We start from the raw sequence: 19,672 nt of genomic DNA, 5'->3' as shown, positions 1-19,672 counted from the left end.
GCGCTTGCCATCATTGCCGCCGGCTTGCAGGAACAGGCCATGGGCGCAATCATGCTGCAGGGAACCGGATCGGACGTCGGCAAATCGGTGCTGGTGGCGGGGCTATGCCGCGCCCTCCTCCGCCGGGGTTATCGCGTCCGGCCATTCAAGCCACAGAATATGTCGAACAATGCAGCCGTCACCGTGGACGGCGGCGAGATCGGCCGCGCACAGGCGCTGCAGGCGATCGCCTGCGGGGTCGAGGCACATACGGACATGAACCCGGTGCTGATGAAGCCCCAGGCCGACCGGACATCCCAGTTGATCGTCCATGGTCAGGTGCGCGGCACATTGGGCAGCGGTAATTTCCGCAGTGCCCGCGGGCAGTTGCTGGGCGCCGTGCTGGAAAGCTATGAGCGGCTGAAAGCGCAATGCGACATCGTCGTCGTCGAAGGCGCCGGATCACCGGCCGAGATCAACCTGCGCGCCGGCGACATTGCGAACATGGGCTTTGCCCGTGCCGCCGACGTGCCGGTGCTGCTGGTCGGCGATATCGATCGGGGCGGCGTCATCGCGGCGATCGTCGGTACCAGGGCCGTCATCGATCCGGACGATGCCGCGATGATCCGCGGCTTCCTGATCAACAAGTTCCGGGGCGACCCGGCACTGTTCGAGGATGGCTATCGCCAGATCGAGGCGCTGTCGGGCTGGCGCGGCTTTGGTGTCGTCCCCTGGCTGGAGGATACCGCCCGCCTGCCCAGCGAGGATGCGGTGGTGCTGGAGCGGACAGCACAGCCCGGAACCGAGCGCACCATCATCGCCTGCCCCATCCTGCCGCGCATTTCCAATTTCGACGATCTCGACCCGTTCAAGCTCGATCCTGGCGTGGAATTGCGCATGGTGCCGCCCGGCCAGCCGATACCGGCCAAGGCCGCGCTGATCGTCCTGCCCGGCTCCAAGGCGACGATCGCCGACATGGCGGCCATGCGCGCGCAGGGGTGGGACATCGATATCTTGGCGCATCATCGCCGCGGCGGCTCCATCCTGGGCATTTGCGGCGGATATCAGATGCTGGGACGCCATATCGCCGATCCTGACGGTATCGAGGGACCGGCGGGCACGGTCGAGGGCCTGGGGCTACTCGACGTCGAGACGCGACTGTCGGCGGGCAAGCGGCTGGAACGGGTCGAAGGCGTGGCGCTGGGCGCTGCCTTTGGCGGCTATGAGATGCATATCGGCGAAACGAGTGGCCCCGACAGCGACCGGCCCTTCGCAAGTCTTGGCGGCAATGCAGATGGCGCGATCAGCGCCGACGGCCGGGTGATGGGCACCTATGTCCATGGCCTGCTCGCCAGCAGCCCGCTGCGTGCGGCCCTGCTTGCCCGGCTGGGCGTCGATGGCGGCGTGGCGGATTATGATCGGTCGGTCGACATGGCGCTGGATGCGATCGCCGCCCGGCTGGAAGAGCATCTGGACATCGACGCGATCGTCGCCTTGGCGCTCAGTCCTTAAACGCCAAATGGGCCGGAAACCTTGCGGCTTCCGGCCCATTTTATTCCTGAGAAGGAATGGTGCACCCGGAACGATTCGAACGTCCGACCCTCAGATTCGTAGTCTGATGCTCTATCCAGCTGAGCTACGGGTGCGTTGTGGAGGCGCAGATATAAGGGCCCGGCTGATCTGGCAACCCCCAAAAATCATCAATGTGAAATTTATGCGAAAATCGCCGACAAAAGCCAGTATTTCCGGGACTTGCCTGTCGCCGCCTTACCGCTTGCGGCGCGGCCAGGGATGGAGAATCGGAATATAGATGGCGGCAACGATGCCCAGCGCCAGGAAAGTGAGGCCGATCGCCAGCGCAATCACCCAGTAGCGCGGGTCTTCCTGCGACACGAACCAGCCAGCAACGAGTGACGGGATGAACAGAAGGAGGCGTGCGATCCAGACCATGGATATTCCCCGCATGTCGAACGATGCGATGATCCTAGCATGCCGACTTCGGCAGGGAAAATAATCTGGAAGCCGCTTGGGCCTCCGATCGGTCATTCCCGATAGGGTGGCCGCAGCCGCATGCCCTTGGTCCGGCTGGTCAAATGATATTGGCGACACAGGGCGCAGCGATAAGGCCGCAGGACGATATCGGCCCGATGGACGACCGCCCAGGCTTCCTCCTCCGTGGCATAGCGTGCCTTGCGGGTGCAGATGCCCAATGTCGTGCGCATGACGGAATGCTTCTTCAGATCGCGCCCGGCGTCAATGCCGATTGACGCGGCAAAATCTCAAGCAACCAGAGTGAGTTGCGTTCGATTGTTCAGCGATGAAGGAAAATGGTGCACCCGGAACGATTCGAACGTCCGACCCTCAGATTCGTAGTCTGATGCTCTATCCAGCTGAGCTACGGGTGCGTTGGAGTGGCGCTGTTAGAAGCGTCCGGCGGTGCTGGCAAGCACTTTCTTTCACTTTTTTCGACAATGCCCCAACCATGGGCGTTTTCGGCAACTTCCCGGCGGGCTGATCGTTTCGACGCTGGAAAGGATGCCGACATGAGCTTCACACCCAATGAGATTGCGCTGCTGCTGGTGGCGCTGCTGGCCGGCCTGGTGCTTGGCCTGATGATGAGCGGCCGGGGCAAATATAAGCGGCTGTGGCGCGAGGAGCAGAGCGCTCACCATCATGCCATCCGGAATCGCGATGCGCGGCTGAATGCCGCCAACGAGCGGATCGCCGAACTGGAGCAGCAGTCCGCCCCGATCGGCCCCGGCACGGCCACCGCCGTAGCCGGCGGCGTGCATGGCCGCGATGACCTCAGCCGCATCAACGGCATCAGCCAGACGCAGGAGGTCGCGCTCAACGAGGCGGGCTATCATCGCTATGGCCAGATCGCGGCGCTGAATGGCGAGCAGGAAGCGACGCTGGAAGCCCGCCTGGGCCTCAAGCCCGGCACGATCGCGCATGAGGACTGGCGCGGCCAGGCGCATGATCTGGAACGGGGCGAGAAGCCGGGCCTGCTGAGCCGCCTCACCGGCCACGCCTGACTGCCTGAAACGAAGAAGGGCGGGAGTTGCCTCCCGCCCTTTCCTCTTACTTCTTCGCCAGAGCGGCCTGCGCCGCAGCGAGGCGGGCGATCGGCACGCGATAGGGCGAGGCCGAGACATAATCGAGGCCGGTCGCCTCGCAGAAGGCGATCGAGGCCGGGTCGCCGCCATGTTCGCCGCAGATGCCCAGCTTGATGCCGGGGCGGGTCGCCCGACCGCGCTCGGCCGCCAGTTCGATGAGCTGGCCCACGCCCTCCACATCGATGCTGACGAACGGATCGCGGGCGAAGATGCCCTTGTCGACATATTGCGTCAGGAAGCGGCCGGCGTCGTCACGGCTGATGCCGATCGTCGTCTGGGTGAGGTCGTTGGTGCCGAAGGAGAAGAATTCGCCGACTTCGGCGATCTCACCGGCCTTGAGCGCCGCGCGCGGCAATTCGATCATCGTGCCGACCAGATAATCGACCGATGCGCCCTGCTCTGCAAAGACATCCTTGGCGACCTGGTCGACGATCGCCTTCATCAGCTCCAGTTCCTTCTTCGTCGCGACGAGCGGGATCATGACTTCGGGGATCGGCGCTTCGCCGCTCCGTTCCTTCACGATCAGCGCGGCTTCGAAGATGGCGCGGGCCTGCATCTCGTAGATTTCGGGATAGGTCACGCCCAGGCGGCAACCGCGATGGCCCAGCATCGGGTTGAACTCATGCAGTTCGGCGGCACGACGCTTGAGTGCCTCGACACCGACGCCCGCCGCCTTGGCCACTTCCTCGAACTCCGCTTCGCCATGCGGCAGGAATTCGTGGAGCGGCGGATCGAGCAGGCGGATGGTCACGGGCAGGCCGGCCATCACCATGAAGATCTGGGCGAAATCGTCGCGCTGTTCAGGCAGCAGCTTGTCGAGCGCGACGCGGCGGCCCTTCTCGCTGTCGGCCAGGATCATCTCGCGCACGGCGGTGATGCGGGCCGCGTCGAAGAACATATGCTCGGTCCGGCACAGGCCCACGCCTTCGGCCCCGAAGTCGCGTGCGGTCTGGCAGTCGAGCGGGGTTTCCGCATTGGCGCGGACCTTCAGGCGACGGACCTTGTCAGCCCAGGCCATCAGGATGCCGAAGTCGCCGGCCAGTTCGGGCTGCACGGTCGGCACTTCACCCGCCATGACTTCGCCGGTGGCACCGTCGATGGTCAGGATATCGCCTTCTTTCAGCTCGCGGCTGCCGATGCGCAGGATCTTGTTGGCATTGTCGATCGACAGGCTGCCCGCGCCCGAGACGCAGGGACGGCCCATGCCGCGCGCCACCACGGCGGCGTGGCTGGTCATGCCGCCACGCGCGGTCAGGATGCCCTTGGCTGCGTGCATGCCGTGAATATCTTCCGGGCTGGTTTCGACGCGGACCAGGATGACGGCGTCGCCCAGTTCGTTGCGACGCTCGGCGGTGTCGGCATCGAACACGATCGCGCCGCTGGCTGCGCCCGGCGAGGCCGGCAGGCCCTTGGTCAGCACATCGCGCGGCGCCTTGGGATCGAGGGTCGGGTGCAGAAGCTGGTCGAGCGCCGCGGGATCGACGCGGGCGACGGCTTCTTCCTCGGTGATCAGGCCTTCGCTGGCCATTTCGACCGCGATCTTGAGCGCGGCCTTGGCGGTGCGCTTGCCCGACCGGGTCTGGAGCATCCAGAGCTTGCCCTGCTGCACCGTGAACTCGATGTCCTGCATGTCGCGATAATGGGTTTCGAGGATGTCGAACACCCGTGCCAGTTCGGCATAGGTTTCGGGCATCGCCTCTTCCATCGACAGCGGCTTGGCCCCTGCCCGCTCGCGCGCCTGCTTGGTGAGGTACTGCGGCGTGCGGATGCCGGCAACGACGTCCTCGCCCTGAGCGTTGATCAGATATTCGCCATAATAGGCATTCTCGCCGGTCGCGGGGTCACGGGTGAAGGCGACGCCGGTGGCCGAGGTGTCGCCCATATTGCCGAACACCATCGCCTGCACATTGACGGCCGTGCCCCAGTCGCCGGGGATCGAGTTCAGGCGGCGATAGACCTTGGCGCGGTCCGCCTGCCAGCTGCCGAACACGGCCGAGATCGCACCCCAGAGCTGGTCGGCGACATCCTGCGGGAAAGGCTTGTTCCAGAGCTTGGCGACCAGCGCCTTATATTCCGAAACCAGCGCCTTCCAGTCGTCGGCGGTCATTTCGGTGTCGAGCGTGTAGCCCTGATCTTCCTTGGCGATTTCAAGGGCTTCCTCGAATGCGCCATGATCGAGTTCCAGCACCACGTCCGAATACATCTGGATGAAACGGCGATAGCTGTCCCAGGCGAAACGCTCGTCGCCCGATGCGGCGGCCAGGCCCAGCACAGTCTCGTCATTCAGGCCGAGATTGAGGACCGTGTCCATCATGCCCGGCATCGAGATGCGCGCGCCCGAGCGGACCGAAACCAGCAGCGGATCGGCAGCGTCGCCGAACTTCTTGCCGGTGACCGCCTCGATATGGGCGATGCCATTGGCGACTTCCGCCTTCAGGCTTTCGGGATAGACGCCGCCATCGGTATAATAGCGGGTGCACATTTCGGTGGTGATGGTGAAGCCCGGCGGCACCGGCAGGCCGATCGCGGCCATGCCGTCCAGGTTCGCGCCCTTGCCGCCCAGCAGATTCTTGTCGCCCTTGCCCCCGTCGTTCACGCCACCGCCGAAACGATAAACATAGCGCGTCGAAGTGGTGCTCATCTGGGCCTCTTCCGTCATAACCATATACCGGCTCTCCCTGCACTGATTGCCGAGTTGTGCGTTGCAATAATAATGCCGCAATTAGCGGCTCAAGCCATTAGGGGATAGGACTTATCCCGCTTAACTTCGCATATTTCCCGCAGATTTTGGAATTTCGTTTCCTTATCCTGTAATCTTCGAAAAGTCGGCGACATTGTGCACTGCATCACGGACCCGCGCCAGCAGCGCGAGGCGAGTCGTGCGCTTCGCCCGATCAGCATCATTCACCGTCACGGTCTCAAAGAAGGCGTCGATCGGCGCGCGGAGCGTCGCGAGCGCGGCCATGGCGCCCTCGAACTCCTCGGCCGCGACAGCCTGTGCCGCCTGCGGTTCCGCCGCGTCGAGCGCAGCGATCAGATCAGCTTCCGCCTTTTCGGGTTCATAGGAAAGCGAAATCGCCTCCGCCTGCTCCACGCCTTCCTTCTTGAGGATATTGGCGGCGCGCTTGTAGCCCGCGAGCAGATTGGCGCCGTCGTCCGTCGCGACGAAGGACTGGAGCGCCTTCACGCGAGCGAGCAGGCGGACAAGGTCGTCCTCGCCGCCCAGCGCGAACACCGCGTCGATCAGGTCGTGGCGAACACCGGCTTCCTTCTGCTGGACCTTGAGACGGTCAGCGAAGAAGGGAATGATTTCAAAGCACGCTGCAATAATCGGCTTGGTCAGATCCGTTGGAGCAACAGATTCTCGAATTTTATCGGTGTACTCGCCAATATTCAGCTGATCAGGCGTAAACCCTGCCCGTTCAAATGCTTCAATATCACGTTTAATATCGGATCTCACATTGCCTAGCAGCAATGGTTGCAACAGATCAGGAACATAATCCGACTTCATCAGCTCAAACAATGGAAGACGGATGTTGTTATTCTGAATGGTTGCGAGAACGGCAAGAGCGGCGCGACGCAGGGCAAACGGATCCTTAGATCCAGTCGGCGACATCCCGAAGGCGAAAAAGCTCACCAAAGTATCCAGCTTGTCCGCCAAACTGACCGCCACCGTGACCGGCGCGGTGGGGACGTCGTCGCCCTGCCCAACCGGCTTGTAATGGTCGCGGATCGCATCGGCGACGGCGTCGGGCAGGCCTTCGGCGCGGGCGTAATAGCCACCCATAACGCCCTGCAGTTCAGGGAATTCGCCGACCATTTCGGTGACGAGGTCCGCCTTGCACAGTTCCGCTGCCTGGCGCGCCAGCGCCGGGTCACAGTTCGGCACGATACCTTCGCTCGCCAGCCATTCGGCCAGCTTTGCGACGCGCTCGACCTTGTCGGCGACGGTGCCCAGCTTCTCGTGGAAGGTGATGCGGCCGAGCTTCTTCGCCTGCTCGGCGAGCGGGGTCTTGCGGTCCTGCTGCCAGAAGAAGCGGGCGTCGCTCAGGCGCGCGGCCAGCACCTTGCGGTTGCCAGCGACGATCGCCACGCCGCCATCCTTCGCCTCGATATTGGCGGTGCAGATGAAGGCCGGGGCCAGCTTTCCGCCCGCATCACGCAGAACGAAATATTTCTGGTTGATACGCAGGGTTAGCTGAATGACTTCAGGCGGAACCTCAAGAAAGTCCGGATCGAAATCGCCCAGCAAGGGCACCGGCCATTCGGTAAGGCCGGCATTCTCCGCGACCAGGCCCTTGTCCTCGATCACGCTATAGCCCTTGGCCGCAGCGGCCTCGCCGGCCTTCGCCTCGATGATCGCCTGACGCTCCTGATGCGAGACGATGACATAGGCGGCGCGCAGCTTGTCGGCATAATCGTCGGCGCCGTCGATGCGGATCGCGCCGGTCGAATGGAAGCGATGGCCCACCGTCTCGCGACCAGCCTCGATCCCTTCGATCGACAACGGCACGATCTCGCCGCCGAGCAGCGCGATGATGCCCTGCAGCGGGCGGACCCAGCGCAGGCTTTCGGTGGTGGCGCTGGCCGCGCCCCAGCGCATCGACTTGGGCCAGGGGAAGGCACGGATGACTGCCGGCACGGCTTCGGCCAGCACGTCGGTGGTGGCGCGGCCGGGCTTGTTCACCACGGCGAACCAGACGCCGTCGCGATCCTCAAGCTGATCCTGGGTCAGGCCGGTCTTGCGCAGGAAGCCTTCAAGCGCCTGCGCCGGGGCGCTGGTGCGGGGACCCTTGAGCTCCTCGCTGACCGCCGCGGTTTCCAGCGGCAGGTCGCGAGCGATCAGCGCCAGGCGGCGCGGCGTGACGAAGCTGTCGATCGACGCGGGCTTGAGCCCGGCCTTGGCCAGTTCCTCGGTGAAGAGGCGCGCCAGATCGTCGGACGCCTTCAATTGCATGCGCGCGGGAATTTCCTCGCAGCGCAGTTCAAGGAGGAAATCGGTCATGCGATTTCCTCCGATGCCCCAGCGCAGGCTGGGGCCGCAAGCGAATGCAGCGCCACATGGCCCGAGATCCCAGCCTTCGCTGGGATGACGATATTATTCATGGTCATCAGGCGGTCCATCCGTTGGTCTTCATCCACGCTTCGCAGCTACCCTTCGCCATGTCGCGGACCTGGCCCATATAGCTGGCGCGCTCCTGCACGGAGATCACGCCGCGCGCCTGCAGCAGATTGAAGGTGTGGCTGGCCTTGATCGCCTGTTCGAAGGCCGCGAGCGGCACATCATTGGCGATGCACTGGTCATATTCGGCCTTGCAGTCCTTGAACCAGCGGAACAGTTTTTCGGTGTCGGCGACCTCGAAATTCCATTTCGACATCTGCCGCTCATTTTCCAGGAACACGTCGCCATAAGTAACGCCCTGGTCGTTGAACTTCAGGTCATAGACGCTGTCCACGCCCTGGATATACATGGCCAGGCGTTCCAGGCCATAGGTCAGCTCGCCCGCGACCGGCTTGCAGTCATAGCCGCCCATCTGCTGGAAATAGGTGAACTGGGTGACTTCCATGCCGTCGCACCAGACTTCCCAGCCCAGGCCCCAGGCGCCTAGCGTCGGGCTTTCCCAGTCATCCTCGACAAAGCGGATGTCATGGACCAGCGGATCGATGCCGATTTCCCTGAGGCTGCCCAGATACAGTTCCTGCAGGTTCGCAGGGCTGGGCTTCATGATCACCTGATACTGGTAATAATGCTGCAGCCGGTTCGGGTTCTCGCCATAGCGGCCGTCGGTCGGACGGCGGCTGGGCTGGACATAGGCCGCGTTCCAGGGCTTGGGGCCCAGGCTGCGCAGCGTGGTCGCCGGGTGGAATGTACCCGCCCCCACTTCCATGTCGTAGGGCTGAAGAATGACACAACCCTGCTTGCCCCAATAGGCGTGCAGGGTGAGAATGAGGTCCTGGAAGGAAAGCGCTTTGCCCTCGGCCACCGGTGGTCCTTGCAATAATGACAGATTATGGTCGGCCGCGCCTTGGCGCAGCGCGGGCCAAGGGTCAAGGAAAAGCCGCGTCGAACAGGGTTAAGCCGCTTGCCCTGCGCGCCCGGCGCCCGCATGGAAGGGATATGAGACTGACCGCTTTCCCGTCCCGCTGGCTCTCTGCGGGACTTTTGCTGCTCGGCGCCTGGGGTCAGACCCAGCCCGTCGCCGCCCGCGAACCCGTCCTCACCAATGTGGCGCCCGCCCTGTGGCAGGTGAAGGATGACGACACGACCATCTATCTGTTCGGCACCGTCCATGTGCTGAAACCGGGGATCGACTGGTTCAAGGGCGGGGTGAAGCAGGCGTTCGAAGCGTCGGACGAACTGGTGCTGGAAATCATCGAACCCGACAATCCCGGCGAAATGGCGCAGATGATGGCGGGCAAGGCGATGGCAACCGACCGGGTCGCCCTGTCCACCCGCCTCGCGCCCGACGCCGCGCAGAAATATCGCGCGGCGATGGTGGCGGCCGGCGTGCCCTGGCAGTCGTTCGAGGCGTTCAATCCGTGGATGGCCGGCATGATCCTGTCGGTCGCGCCACTGCAGAAGCTGGGCTACCAGTCCGACATCGGCGCGGAAAAGATATTGCGGGCCGCAGCCGAAAAGGCCGGCAAGAAGGTCGGCGCACTGGAAACGGTGGAGCAGCAGCTCAATTTCTTCGCCGACCTGCCGATGGCGCAGCAGGTCCAGTTCCTCAATGCCACGGTCGAGGGCATGGACGGGATGGAAGGCGAGTTCGCCGCCCTGCTCAACCATTGGCAGACTGGCCAGCCGGAAAAGCTGGCCGACGAGATGAATGATTCGCTCAAGGCCACACCGGAACTGGCCCAGGTGCTGCTGATCAACCGCAACGCCAATTGGGCCAAGTGGATCAAGGCGCGACTGGATCAGCCCGGCACCGTCTTCGTCGCCGTCGGCGCGGGCCATCTGGCCGGCAAGGGCAGCGTGCAGGATCAGTTGAAGACGCTGGGCATCGCCAGCGCGCGCGTGAAGCAGGGGGAATAAGGCCATGAAAAGCTGGATGATCCGTTTTCTGGCCCTCTGCGGCCTCGCCCTGATCGCCGCCTGCGACAGCGAGCAGAAGGCCCCTGCCCCCAAGGTCGAGGCCGGCCAAGGGCCAGCGCTGTGGCGGGTGGAACGCGCCGGGCTGGACGGCTGGATCTTCGGCACCATTCATGTCCTGCCCGAAGGGATCGACTGGCAGACGCCGACGATCAAGCAGGCCTGGAAGGACGCCGACCAGCTGGTGCTGGAAGCCGCCGACCTGCAGGACCAGCAGAAGACGCTGGGCCTGTTCGAAAGCATGGGCCGCAGCCCCAACCTGCCCGCGCTCGACGCGCGCGTGCCGGCGGGCGAGCGCCCCGAACTCGACCGGATCGTGAAGGAAGGCGGCACCAGCGCGCAGGCGCTGTCGGGCTATGAAAGCTGGGCGGCGGCCATGCTGCTGTCCGCCGCGTCGCAGGAAAGCCTGAACGTCAGCCAGGCCAATGGCGTCGAGCCGGTACTGATCGCCGCCTTCAAGGGCCGGCCGATCGGTGGCCTCGAAACCGTCGAGCGCCAGTTCGGCGCCTTTGACGGCCTGCCCGAAGCGGCGCAGCGCAAGCTGCTGATCCAGACCATCCATGAAGCCAAGGACATGAAGGCGCTCTATAATCGCATCCTGACCGCCTGGGCCAAGGGCGACATGGAGGCGATCGCCAAGGAGGACCAGAATGGCGAGCAGCCCGATCCGGTGGTCGAGGACGCGATCCTGACCGCGCGCAACCGCGACTGGGTCGGCGCGGTCGACAAGTTGAAGGGCCGCCCCTTCATCGCGGTGGGTGCCGGCCACCTGACCGGCAAGGACAATCTCGTCGATCTGCTCAAGGCGAAAGGCTACAAGGTCACGCGCGTGCAATAAGCCAACGCTAAACTTGCTTTATCGCCGCTTTCTGCTACAGGGCCGCCTTCCCGCGATGGTCATCCCTGGAGGCGTGGCGGGAAAATTGTATCAAATTTGCTTTTGGAGACACGCAATGAGCGAGCAGCTTACGCTGTCGGCCGAGGCACGCGATCGGGCAGGCAAGGGAGCCTCCCGCGCCCTCCGCCGTGAGGGCCGCGTACCCGCCGTCATCTATGGTATGAACGAAGAACCCCTGTCGATCCACGTCGAGGAAAAGCTCCTCAACAAGCAGCTCGGCACCGGTCACTTCTTCAATTCGGTCATCATGGTCGAAGTCGGCGGCAAGACCGTCCGCACCCTCGCCAAGGATGTGGCCTTCCACCCCGTGACCGATCGTCCGCTGCACGCCGACTTCCTGCGCGTTTCGGAACATGCCACCGTGACCGTCGCTGTCCCGGTGCGCTTCGAGAATGAAGACGCCTCGCCCGGCCTCAAGAAGGGTGGCGTGCTGAACGTCGTCCGTCACGACGTCGAACTGGTCGTCGATGCCGCCGAGATCCCCGATGACGTCGTCGTCGACCTCAAGGGCTTCGAAGTCGGCGATTCGATCCACATCAGCGCCGTGACCCTGCCCAAGGGCGCGAAGGCTGCGATCGAAGACCGCGACTTCACCATCGCCACCATCGTCGCTCCCTCGGCTCTGAAGAGCGCCGAAGGCGAAGCCGCCGAGGGCGAAGGCGAGTAATCGCCTTGCAGCTTGCTTGCAGGCTGGAAATTCCGATCCCGTCCGCCTAACCGGCGGGCGGGATTTTTCTTTTCATGCGAGATAGACGATGCAGATCTGGGCCGGCCTCGGCAATCCGGGGCAGCAATATGCGATGCACCGGCACAATGTCGGCTTCATGGCCGTGGACCTGATCGCCGACATGTATCGCTTCTCGCCGCCCAAGAAGCAGTTCCAGGGCTGGGTGCAGGAAGGGCGGATCGGCCCGGAGAAGATCATCCTGCTCAAGCCCGCCACCTTCATGAACGAAAGCGGCCGCGCGATCGGCGAGGCGATGCGCTTCTACAAGCTGACGCCGCAGGACGTGACCGTCTTCCATGACGAACTCGACCTTGCGCCGATGAAGGTCAAGGTGAAGCGCGGCGGCGGCAATGCCGGCCATAATGGCCTGCGTTCGACCGACGCCCATATCGGCAATGATTTCCGCCGCATACGGCTGGGCATCGGCCATCCGGGCCACAAGGACAAGGTCCATGGCTATGTGCTGGGCAATTACCACAAGAGCGAGATGGACGCGCTCGCCGACATGCTGGGCGCGATCGGTGCCGAGGCGGAATGGCTGGCCAAAAATGACGACGCCCGCTTCATGAACGAAGTGGCGCTGCGGCTGGCCGACTGAGGCGGATCAGAAGCGCGCCGACAGACCCAGTAGCGGCCCTTCCTGCGATACGTTCCAGCGAAATTGCTGGCCGGTAAAGTCGCGCATCCGATATTGCTGATGGACGAAGCGATAGCCAGCGCGCACGGTCAGCGGCAGGCCGGCGAGGCGCAGCCGGTAGCCAATCGTTCCCTCGCTATCCATGCTGGATTTCCGATCGCTAAAGCCGCCGGCATTCAGGCGCGCGTCGATCACCCAGTGACGGTCGATATCGCCCGCCGTGCGGACGCCGGCCAGCACCTCCGTCCAGTCGGCCTTGCGATTGGCCGTCAGGCCCAGCGCCGCGACATCGGCCGACAGTTTCGACCAGCGCAAACCGACGACCGGCGCGAAGGTAAAGCGCCGCCGATCCCCATGGACGGTTCGCTCCGCCATGCGATGGTCGATGATATTATAGAACAGGCCGCCCGACACATGGGTCTTCCTGATGCCCAGTCCGACCTGCTGGTGATAGACGGATGCGTCCTGACTGGTCTTCACATATTGGCCATCGACATAGGCGCCGACCTTGCCATTGCTCAGGAGGACTTCACCCATGGTGACGAAGTCGAGATGGTCGAATATCTCCGAGAAGGGCATGTCGACCCTGGTGCGGAACCCAGCCAGTTCCGCATTGCCGTGCAGCGATGCCGCCCAGACATAGGGCGAGACGGTGAGATGCCAGCCCTGATCGGGCGTGTCATCGGACAGGTGCGCCGGCGCCTCCTGCGCCAAGGCCGGTCCGGCATAGACAAGGGCATTGGCGAGCAGGCAGCATAGAGGAAGATATCGCATGGCGGCGCCCCCAGCCGATCAGGACAGTCCCAGGAATTTGAAGGCCGGCGCATCCTTGAACTGGCCGCTGACCTCGCCCGAAAAGGTTTTCGTCTGGTTCGGGCCAAGATCGAGCTTCTTCACCTTGGCAGAAGGCGCAAAGTCGATCGTCTTCAGATCGACCCAGAAGCTGTTCGGCGTCAACGCGGACTCGAAGAAATAGAGCTTGCGCTTGTGATCCGCGACCGTGCGCCAGCGGGTCGAGGAGATATTGGGCTGGTCCGGGGTCGAGATGCCGATTGGCACCGAGACATTGCGGATCACGCTGAACACGCTGGCCAGCGCCGTCACCGGGTCTTCGCTCTTGGGAATGGCATTCACATAGAAGGAGGCGCGGGCGAAGCGATCGGCCGAGCGGTTGGTGCCCGGCAACATCGTCGTTCCGCCAATATCCTTCCAATAGGCGTTGAGCGCCAATTGCTCGTCGAAGATCGGCGAATTGGTCATCACCGGATATTGCGGGCCGTGATGGATCACCAGCTTGCCCTTGATATATTCGAAGATGGCGCTGTCGCCCGACGCATCGGAAATCGCGAGGTGGAGCGTGCCGAGCCGTTCCTCGCCGGGAATATTATCGGTGACGACGACAAAGCTTTCCTTGGACAGCGCGTCGACTGCCTCCTTCACCGTGGCAAAATTGTCGAGCACATATTGGGTCCAGATGGCGATGCTCATGCCCGGCTGCTTGCCGTCGAAATGCGGATATTCGGATTCGACCAGCCACAGGAGATTGGCGGTCAGCCCCGCCTCGTTCATGCCGTCGGTGGTGGAAATGTCGTAACCGGTGGCGATCACGCTGCCATAGCGGGACGTCCATTTGACCGAATTGGGGCCGGCCTCCCCACTGCGCGCGATGCCGCGCGGAAAGATCCAGAGGTTGGTGCCGACATCGACCTTCCAGTCCATCGACCGGGCGGTGATCACATCGGCATTGGCACCATGATAGACCAGGCGCGTGCAGGCATCGGCCGACACCGAAGCCAGTTGCGCCGAGAGCAGCGCAAGACCGGACAGGAAAGCGGGCAGACGAGACATGGAACCTCCTACAAAGGTCACGATACTGTCACTGAAAATGCCGATTTTCTGAATAGTTGCCATGGGTGATAACCCGCATGACGGCTTTGGCCAACCCGTCTCTTGCGCAGTAATCGCATCCGATCACGGTCGCCCGCACCTTCGGCGCGACAAAGCGCATTGCGCAGTGCAGCATGAACAAGCCATAGAGGCGTAACGACTTATTAGGCAAAGCAGGGGACAGAGGTGATCCAGACCGTCGCGACCACGCCTTTCGACGACCAGAAGCCCGGCACATCGGGCCTGCGCAAGAAGGTTCGGGTCTTCCAGCAGCCCCATTATGCGGAAAATTTCATCCAGTCGGTGTTCGACAGCCTGGACGGCTTTGCGGGCCAGACCCTGGTGATCGGCGGCGATGGCCGCTATCTCAACCGGGAGGTCATCCAGATCGCGCTCAGGATGGCGGCAGCGAACGGCTTTGGCCGGGTGCTGGTTGGCCAGGGCGGCATATTGTCGACCCCGGCCGCGTCACATCTGATCCGATCGTCCGGCGCCTTTGGCGGACTGGTGCTGTCGGCCAGCCATAATCCCGGCGGGCCGGACGAGGATTTCGGCATCAAATATAATGTGTCGAACGGCGGGCCAGCCCCAGAGAAGGTGACCGACGCGATCCACGCGCGGACCCTGACGATCGACAGCTATCGCATCCTCGACGCCCCCGACGTCGATATCGACACGCTGGGGACCAGCCAGTTGGGCGCCATGACCGTCGAAGTGGTCGATCCAGTCGCCGGCTATGCCGCGCTGATGGAAAGCCTGTTCGATTTCCCCGCGATCAGGGCGATGATCGCCGGCGGCTTCACCCTCGCCTTCGACTCGATGAGCGCGGTGACCGGCCCCTATGCGACCGAGATTTTCGAAAAGCGCCTGGGCGCACCGGCCGGCACGGTGATGAACGGCACCCCCCTGCCCGATTTCGGCCATCACCATCCCGACCCCAATTTGGTCCATGCCAAGGCGCTCTATGACCGGATGATGGCCGCCGATGCCCCCGATTTCGGGGCGGCGTCGGATGGCGACGGCGATCGCAACCTGATCATCGGCCGCCATTGCTATGTGACGCCCTCGGACTCGCTCGCGGTGCTGGCCGCCAATGCCCATCTGGCGCCCGGCTATGCCGGTGGCCTCAAGGGCATTGCCCGCTCCATGCCGACCAGTGGCGCGGCCGACCGGGTGGCGCAGAAGCTGGGCATTCCGCTCTACGAGACGCCGACCGGCTGGAAATTCTTCGGCAACCTGCTCGACGCCGGCATGGCGACGATCTGCGGCGAGGAAAGCGCCGGCACCGGGTCCGACCATGTGCGCGAGAAGGACGGCATCTGGGCGGTGCTGCTGTGGCTCAACATCCTGGCCGCGCGCCAGCAGAGCGTGGCCGACATCATGGCCGATCATTGGGCAACCTATGGCCGCAACTATTATGCCCGCCATGACTATGAAGCGATCGCCAAGGACAAGGCCGACGCGCTGATGGCCGCGCTGCGCGACACGCTCGCCAGCCTGCCCGGCACCGGCAACATCGGCGGCACGGTGAAGGCGGCGGACGATTTCGCCTATACCGATCCGACCGACCAGTCGGTGAGCCGGAACCAGGGCGTGCGCATATTGTTCGAGGATGGATCGCGCGTGGTGTTCCGCCTGTCGGGCACCGGCACCGAGGGCGCGACCCTGCGCGTCTATATCGAACGCTATGTCGGGCCGGACGGCGATCTGGCACTGGCGACCGGCGATGCGCTGGCGCCGCTGGTCGCGGCCGCGCAGGAACTGGCCGACATTGCCGGCTATACCGGCATGGATCAGCCCAGCGTCATCACCTGAACCGGTTCACCATCGCTTACCCCGCAGCAACGGGACAGCAATGACAGCAACCTAAAGGCGGTGGGAATGTCGCTTTCCACCGCCAGAGGTTTCATGCGTTTCCCGTCGCTTGCTGTCGCCCTGTCCCTTGCCACCCTCGCCGTGCCCGCCCAGGCCGCGACGAGCGAAGACGAGCAGCTTTGGGTCAATCTGACGTCGATGGGGTCGATCAAGGACGAGCTGGTCTATTTCGCCGAAATCCAGCCGCGCGTCGGCGACGGCGTGTCGCGGATCGATCAGGCGCTGTTCCGCGGCGCGCTGGGCGTCAAATTGTCGCGCAATATCACCCTCTATCAGGGTTACGCCCATGTCGTCGTCCCGATCGAGGGTGGCAAGGACGTCAATGAGGAACGCAGCTTCCAGCAGCTGAGCTGGACGCTGGCGCGGCCAAAGGATGCCGAGATTTCCTCACGCACCCGGCTGGAGCAGCGCTGGCGTTCGAACGGCAGCGACATGGGCTGGCGCCTGCGCGAAATGCTGCGGGTGGAACATGCACTCAAACCCGGCAGCGACGCGGTCAATGCGCTCGCCTATGGCGAGGTCTTCTTTGCCCTCAACGATACCGACTGGGGCGCCCGCAAAGGCTTCGACCAGCTCCGCAGCTTCGCCGGGGTCGAGATCGGCCTGCCGGGCGCATCCACCATGGAAGTCGGCTATCTCAACCAGCTGATCGACCAGGGCGGCAGCCGCCAGCGCGTCAACCATGTCGCATCGGTGACGCTGTTCTTCCGCCACTGATCCTCCGGGTCAGACAAATTCGTTGGTGGCGGCGGAATAATGTTTCTGCCCCAGCCGCCCCTGGTCCTTGGCGACCTTGATTGCCGCGCGCAGCCGATTGTTACGCCCGCTCCAGGCGGCATCATTGACCTTCAGCAGCGCCTCGACCGGATTGGCGCTGCTGAGCAGCGGCTTGACGGCGGCAAAGGTCGAGCGCCCCTGATGGAAAATATCCGCCACGATCGCGCAGATGATGTCGGACTTGCCATCCAGCGGCAGTTTCCGGGCGTAGCGCGCGGCCATCTTGCGCTGCAGAATATCGGCGGTAGTCCGCACCTGGGCCAGCCGGGCAGCCGGATCATGCTGCGTCCAGTGGATCAGCCGCGCCGCCTGCAAGACTTCCTGGCGGTCGATCGGCACCCGCTGGGGGTTTAGATAGTTCATGAACAACATGATCTGCCGTTCGCCATTGCTGGCGGTGAATTCCTGCTCCAGATCCGTCGCCCCGCCATCGGAATCGACCCGAAACAACCGCCCGCCCCGCAGTTCCAGCTCGGGAAAATAGCCCTTGAAATCCGGCAATTGGGCCAGCCGGTGGAACATCAGGATCAGATTGTCCTGCGGCGTATGCGCAGCCAGCTGATAGAAGCCGAAGGTGAATTTCGCCCGATCATAGGTGTTGACCAGATTGAAGTGATTTTCGCTCTCGCAGGCCCCCGTCACTTCCAGCAGCGTCGCCCAGGTACGCAAGCTAGGGCGATAATCCTCCGCCCGATAAATCTCGCCCCAATAGCTGGCGCCCGGCATGAAGATGCCGTGATATTTGCGGACGGCGTCATTGACCTCCTTCCCCACCAGGAAGAAATCGGGTTCGCCCACCAGTCGCGCCTTCCAGCGACCATCGACCGGATCGGGCAGTTCGAACTTCTTGGCGGCGCTGACCGATTGCGGCTTGGCCTGCACGTCGAGCATCAGATTTTCGCCCGGTATCCAGCCATAGAATAGCCCCTGATTACCGGCATAGAGCGCCTGAAACTTGGCAAAGAAGCTGTCAGGCGATTCCGACGTCACCTGATCGGCGGTGTTGCTGTAATGATAGACCTTCCCGCCATGATAGACGCCGATATGCTTTTGCGGGATGTTGACCATCTCCTTGCGGGCAAGGTCGACATTGCTGGCCAGCGTCACGAAAATCAGCTGGGTCTTGGCGAGATCGGCATCGGCCCAGCGTCCCACGCGCGGGCATTGGGCGAACACCTCATGCACACGAACATTGGCGCCAGGCTTGTTTCCGCCGGCGAACTGTTTGCAGTTAAAGGAAAATGTCAAATCGCATATATGCGAAACGAAATGCGCACAGTGATTCGCAGCCTGATCGTGAAATTTATTTTCACATATCTTGTTGATACTCTTGCCAATAGCAGCATCAAGCCTTGTCGCGATGGTCATAATCGTCTCCCGATTGCCAGCGCGACCCGCTTATTTTCCAGCTATATTAGGAAAAGCCCCGCTCCGCGCAATAGGGAGCAACCCGGAGGAACGCCCGAAACGGCGCCCGCACCCATTGTTTTCCGCCCCCGCATCGTGGAAATGCTGGCCTTGCAGGCGGGAAGGCGCTAGCGGGCAGAGCATCAATCTGCGTCTTCAAAGGTTTCAATAATGGGTTTTCGTTGCGGTATCGTCGGGCTTCCCAATGTGGGCAAGTCCACCCTGTTCAATGCGCTGACCGAGACGCAGGCAGCGCAGGCGGCGAATTATCCCTTCTGCACGATCGAGCCCAATGAGGGCCGCGTCGCCGTGCCCGACGACCGGCTGCAGACCATCGCCAGGATCGGCGGCAGCGCCAAGATCATCGAGACGCAGCTCGCCTTCGTCGACATTGCCGGCCTGGTGCGCGGCGCGTCGAAGGGCGAAGGGCTGGGCAACCAGTTCCTGGCCAACATCCGCGAGACCGACGCCATCGTCCACGTCCTGCGCTGTTTCGAGGATGACGACATCACCCATGTCGAAGGCAAGGTCGATCCGATCGCCGACGCCGAGACGGTCGAAACCGAACTAATGCTCGCCGACCTCGAAAGCCTCGAAAAGCGCGTTCCCAACCTGCTCAAGAAGGGCGCGCAGGGCGACAAGGAAGCCAAGGCCGCTGCATCGGTGCTGGGCCAGACGCTGGAACTGCTGCGCGACGGCAAGCCCGCCCGCCTGACCCAGCCGCGCGACGAGGAAGAAGCCCGCCTGTTCGCTCAGGCGCAACTGCTGACCGCCAAGCCGGTCCTCTATGTCTGCAATGTCGAGGAAGGCGCCGCGGCCGAGGGCAATGCATTTTCCGCCCGCGTGTTCGAGAAGGCGGCGGCCGAAAATGCCAGCGCGGTCATCGTGTCGGCCGCGATCGAAGCCGAACTCATCACCATGCCGGTCGAGGAACGCGGCGAATATCTCGAAGCGCTGGGCCTGACCGAAGCCGGCCTCGCCCGCATCATCCGTGCCGGCTATGATCTGCTGGGCCTCATCACCTTCTTCACCGTCGGCCCCAAGGAAGCCCGCGCCTGGACCGTAGCCAAGGGCAGCAAGGCCCCGCAGGCCGCCGGCGCGATCCACTCGGACTTTGAAAAGGGCTTCATCCGCGCCGAAACCATGGCCTATGCCGACTATGTCCAGTTCAATGGCGAAGCCGGTGCCAAGGAAGCGGGCAAGTGGCGTTCGGAAGGCAAGGATTATGTGACGCAGGACGGCGACATCATGCTGTTCCGCTTCAACGTCTGAC

At 63.3% G+C, this 19,672-nt stretch carries 18 protein-coding genes and 2 tRNA genes; 10 read left to right on the top strand and 10 right to left on the bottom strand.

Annotation, left to right across the window (positions count from 1 at the left end):
• Nucleotides 1–39: 39 nt before the first annotated feature.
• The gene (locus tag A0U87_RS00325) at nt 40–1,491 is read left to right on the top strand and encodes a cobyric acid synthase (RefSeq protein WP_122928772.1); all 1,452 of its coding nucleotides are present in this window, start codon (nt 40–42) and stop codon (nt 1,489–1,491) included.
• Nucleotides 1,492–1,548: 57 nt separating this feature from the next.
• On the opposite strand, the gene A0U87_RS00320 is transcribed toward A0U87_RS00325, so the two are convergent.
• The 4 genes from A0U87_RS00320 to A0U87_RS00305 all read right to left on the bottom strand — a co-directional run bounded on the left by A0U87_RS00320 (nt 1,549) and on the right by A0U87_RS00305 (nt 2,384).
• Nucleotides 1,549–1,625: transfer RNA gene (locus A0U87_RS00320), tRNA-Arg, on the bottom strand.
• A gap of 121 nt (nt 1,626–1,746) precedes the next feature.
• Nucleotides 1,747–1,929, bottom strand: a complete 183-nt coding sequence (locus A0U87_RS00315) for a hypothetical protein (protein WP_048937173.1) — start codon at nt 1,927–1,929, stop codon at nt 1,747–1,749.
• Nucleotides 1,930–2,021: 92 nt separating this feature from the next.
• On the bottom strand, nt 2,022–2,201 hold the full coding sequence (locus tag A0U87_RS00310; protein ID WP_004207303.1) for a hypothetical protein: 180 nt from the start codon (nt 2,199–2,201) through the stop codon (nt 2,022–2,024).
• Nucleotides 2,202–2,307: 106 nt separating this feature from the next.
• A tRNA-Arg gene (locus tag A0U87_RS00305) sits at nt 2,308–2,384 on the bottom strand.
• 138 nt (nt 2,385–2,522) lie between these two features.
• Between A0U87_RS00305 and A0U87_RS00300 the strand changes: the two genes are divergently transcribed.
• Nucleotides 2,523–3,014, top strand: a complete 492-nt coding sequence (locus tag A0U87_RS00300; protein ID WP_137405165.1) for a hypothetical protein — start codon at nt 2,523–2,525, stop codon at nt 3,012–3,014.
• A gap of 46 nt (nt 3,015–3,060) precedes the next feature.
• Here the strand turns inward: A0U87_RS00300 and ppdK are convergent, their stop codons facing one another.
• The 3 genes from ppdK to A0U87_RS00285 all read right to left on the bottom strand — a co-directional run bounded on the left by ppdK (nt 3,061) and on the right by A0U87_RS00285 (nt 9,079).
• Nucleotides 3,061–5,760 carry a pyruvate, phosphate dikinase gene (gene ppdK, locus A0U87_RS00295; protein ID WP_048937175.1) on the bottom strand — a complete coding sequence of 900 codons (2,700 nt, stop codon included), beginning with the start codon at nt 5,758–5,760 and terminating at the stop codon, nt 3,061–3,063.
• Nucleotides 5,761–5,898: 138 nt separating this feature from the next.
• Nucleotides 5,899–8,100 carry a glycine--tRNA ligase subunit beta gene (glyS, locus tag A0U87_RS00290; protein WP_048937176.1) on the bottom strand — a complete coding sequence of 734 codons (2,202 nt, stop codon included), beginning with the start codon at nt 8,098–8,100 and terminating at the stop codon, nt 5,899–5,901.
• Nucleotides 8,101–8,206: 106 nt separating this feature from the next.
• Complete coding sequence (locus A0U87_RS00285) at nt 8,207–9,079, bottom strand: glycine--tRNA ligase subunit alpha (RefSeq protein ID WP_004207307.1); 873 nt, start codon at nt 9,077–9,079, stop codon at nt 8,207–8,209.
• Nucleotides 9,080–9,213: 134 nt separating this feature from the next.
• Between A0U87_RS00285 and A0U87_RS00280 the strand changes: the two genes are divergently transcribed.
• The 4 genes from A0U87_RS00280 (at nt 9,214) to pth (ending at nt 12,414) form a co-directional block, all read left to right on the top strand.
• Nucleotides 9,214–10,134: a TraB/GumN family protein gene (locus A0U87_RS00280; RefSeq protein WP_048937177.1), complete on the top strand. Its 921-nt coding sequence runs from the start codon at nt 9,214–9,216 to the stop codon at nt 10,132–10,134.
• Nucleotides 10,135–10,138: 4 nt separating this feature from the next.
• A complete protein-coding gene (locus A0U87_RS00275) occupies nt 10,139–11,029 on the top strand; it encodes a TraB/GumN family protein (protein ID WP_048937178.1) in 891 nt (296 codons plus the stop codon).
• Nucleotides 11,030–11,144: 115 nt separating this feature from the next.
• Nucleotides 11,145–11,756, top strand: a complete 612-nt coding sequence (locus tag A0U87_RS00270) for a 50S ribosomal protein L25/general stress protein Ctc (protein ID WP_004207310.1) — start codon at nt 11,145–11,147, stop codon at nt 11,754–11,756.
• Nucleotides 11,757–11,844: 88 nt separating this feature from the next.
• Complete coding sequence (gene pth, locus A0U87_RS00265) at nt 11,845–12,414, top strand: aminoacyl-tRNA hydrolase (RefSeq protein WP_048937179.1); 570 nt, start codon at nt 11,845–11,847, stop codon at nt 12,412–12,414.
• 6 nt (nt 12,415–12,420) lie between these two features.
• Here the strand turns inward: pth and A0U87_RS00260 are convergent, their stop codons facing one another.
• Both A0U87_RS00260 and A0U87_RS00255 read right to left on the bottom strand, forming a co-directional pair.
• Nucleotides 12,421–13,227 carry a hypothetical protein gene (locus tag A0U87_RS00260; protein ID WP_048937180.1) on the bottom strand — a complete coding sequence of 269 codons (807 nt, stop codon included), beginning with the start codon at nt 13,225–13,227 and terminating at the stop codon, nt 12,421–12,423.
• Between the two features lie 18 nt (nt 13,228–13,245).
• Entirely contained in the window at nt 13,246–14,301 is a 1,056-nt protein-coding gene (locus tag A0U87_RS00255) for a linear amide C-N hydrolase (RefSeq protein ID WP_048937181.1), read from the bottom strand.
• A 225-nt stretch (nt 14,302–14,526) separates the two neighbouring features.
• On the opposite strand from A0U87_RS00255, the gene A0U87_RS00250 reads away from it, so the two are divergent.
• Nucleotides 14,527–16,155: an alpha-D-glucose phosphate-specific phosphoglucomutase gene (locus A0U87_RS00250; RefSeq protein WP_048937182.1), complete on the top strand. Its 1,629-nt coding sequence runs from the start codon at nt 14,527–14,529 to the stop codon at nt 16,153–16,155.
• 66 nt (nt 16,156–16,221) lie between these two features.
• Complete coding sequence (locus tag A0U87_RS00245) at nt 16,222–16,932, top strand: DUF2490 domain-containing protein (RefSeq protein WP_048937183.1); 711 nt, start codon at nt 16,222–16,224, stop codon at nt 16,930–16,932.
• A 9-nt stretch (nt 16,933–16,941) separates the two neighbouring features.
• On the opposite strand, the gene A0U87_RS00240 is transcribed toward A0U87_RS00245, so the two are convergent.
• On the bottom strand, nt 16,942–18,177 hold the full coding sequence (locus A0U87_RS00240) for a hypothetical protein (protein WP_240700485.1): 1,236 nt from the start codon (nt 18,175–18,177) through the stop codon (nt 16,942–16,944).
• Here A0U87_RS00240 and A0U87_RS26540 point away from each other — a divergent pair.
• Together A0U87_RS26540 and ychF are read left to right on the top strand one after the other, a co-directional pair.
• Nucleotides 18,172–18,531, top strand: a complete 360-nt coding sequence (locus A0U87_RS26540) for a hypothetical protein (protein WP_234415571.1) — start codon at nt 18,172–18,174, stop codon at nt 18,529–18,531. The genes A0U87_RS00240 and A0U87_RS26540 overlap by 6 nt on opposite strands.
• Before the next feature lie 39 nt (nt 18,532–18,570).
• Nucleotides 18,571–19,671: a redox-regulated ATPase YchF gene (gene ychF, locus A0U87_RS00235; protein WP_048937185.1), complete on the top strand. Its 1,101-nt coding sequence runs from the start codon at nt 18,571–18,573 to the stop codon at nt 19,669–19,671.
• Nucleotide 19,672 lies beyond the last annotated feature (1 nt).

The sequence above is a fragment of the Sphingobium sp. MP9-4 genome (assembly GCF_005281675.1).
Classification (GTDB): domain Bacteria; phylum Pseudomonadota; class Alphaproteobacteria; order Sphingomonadales; family Sphingomonadaceae; genus Sphingobium; species Sphingobium yanoikuyae.
This window is presented reverse-complemented; position numbering and strand designations above follow the sequence as displayed.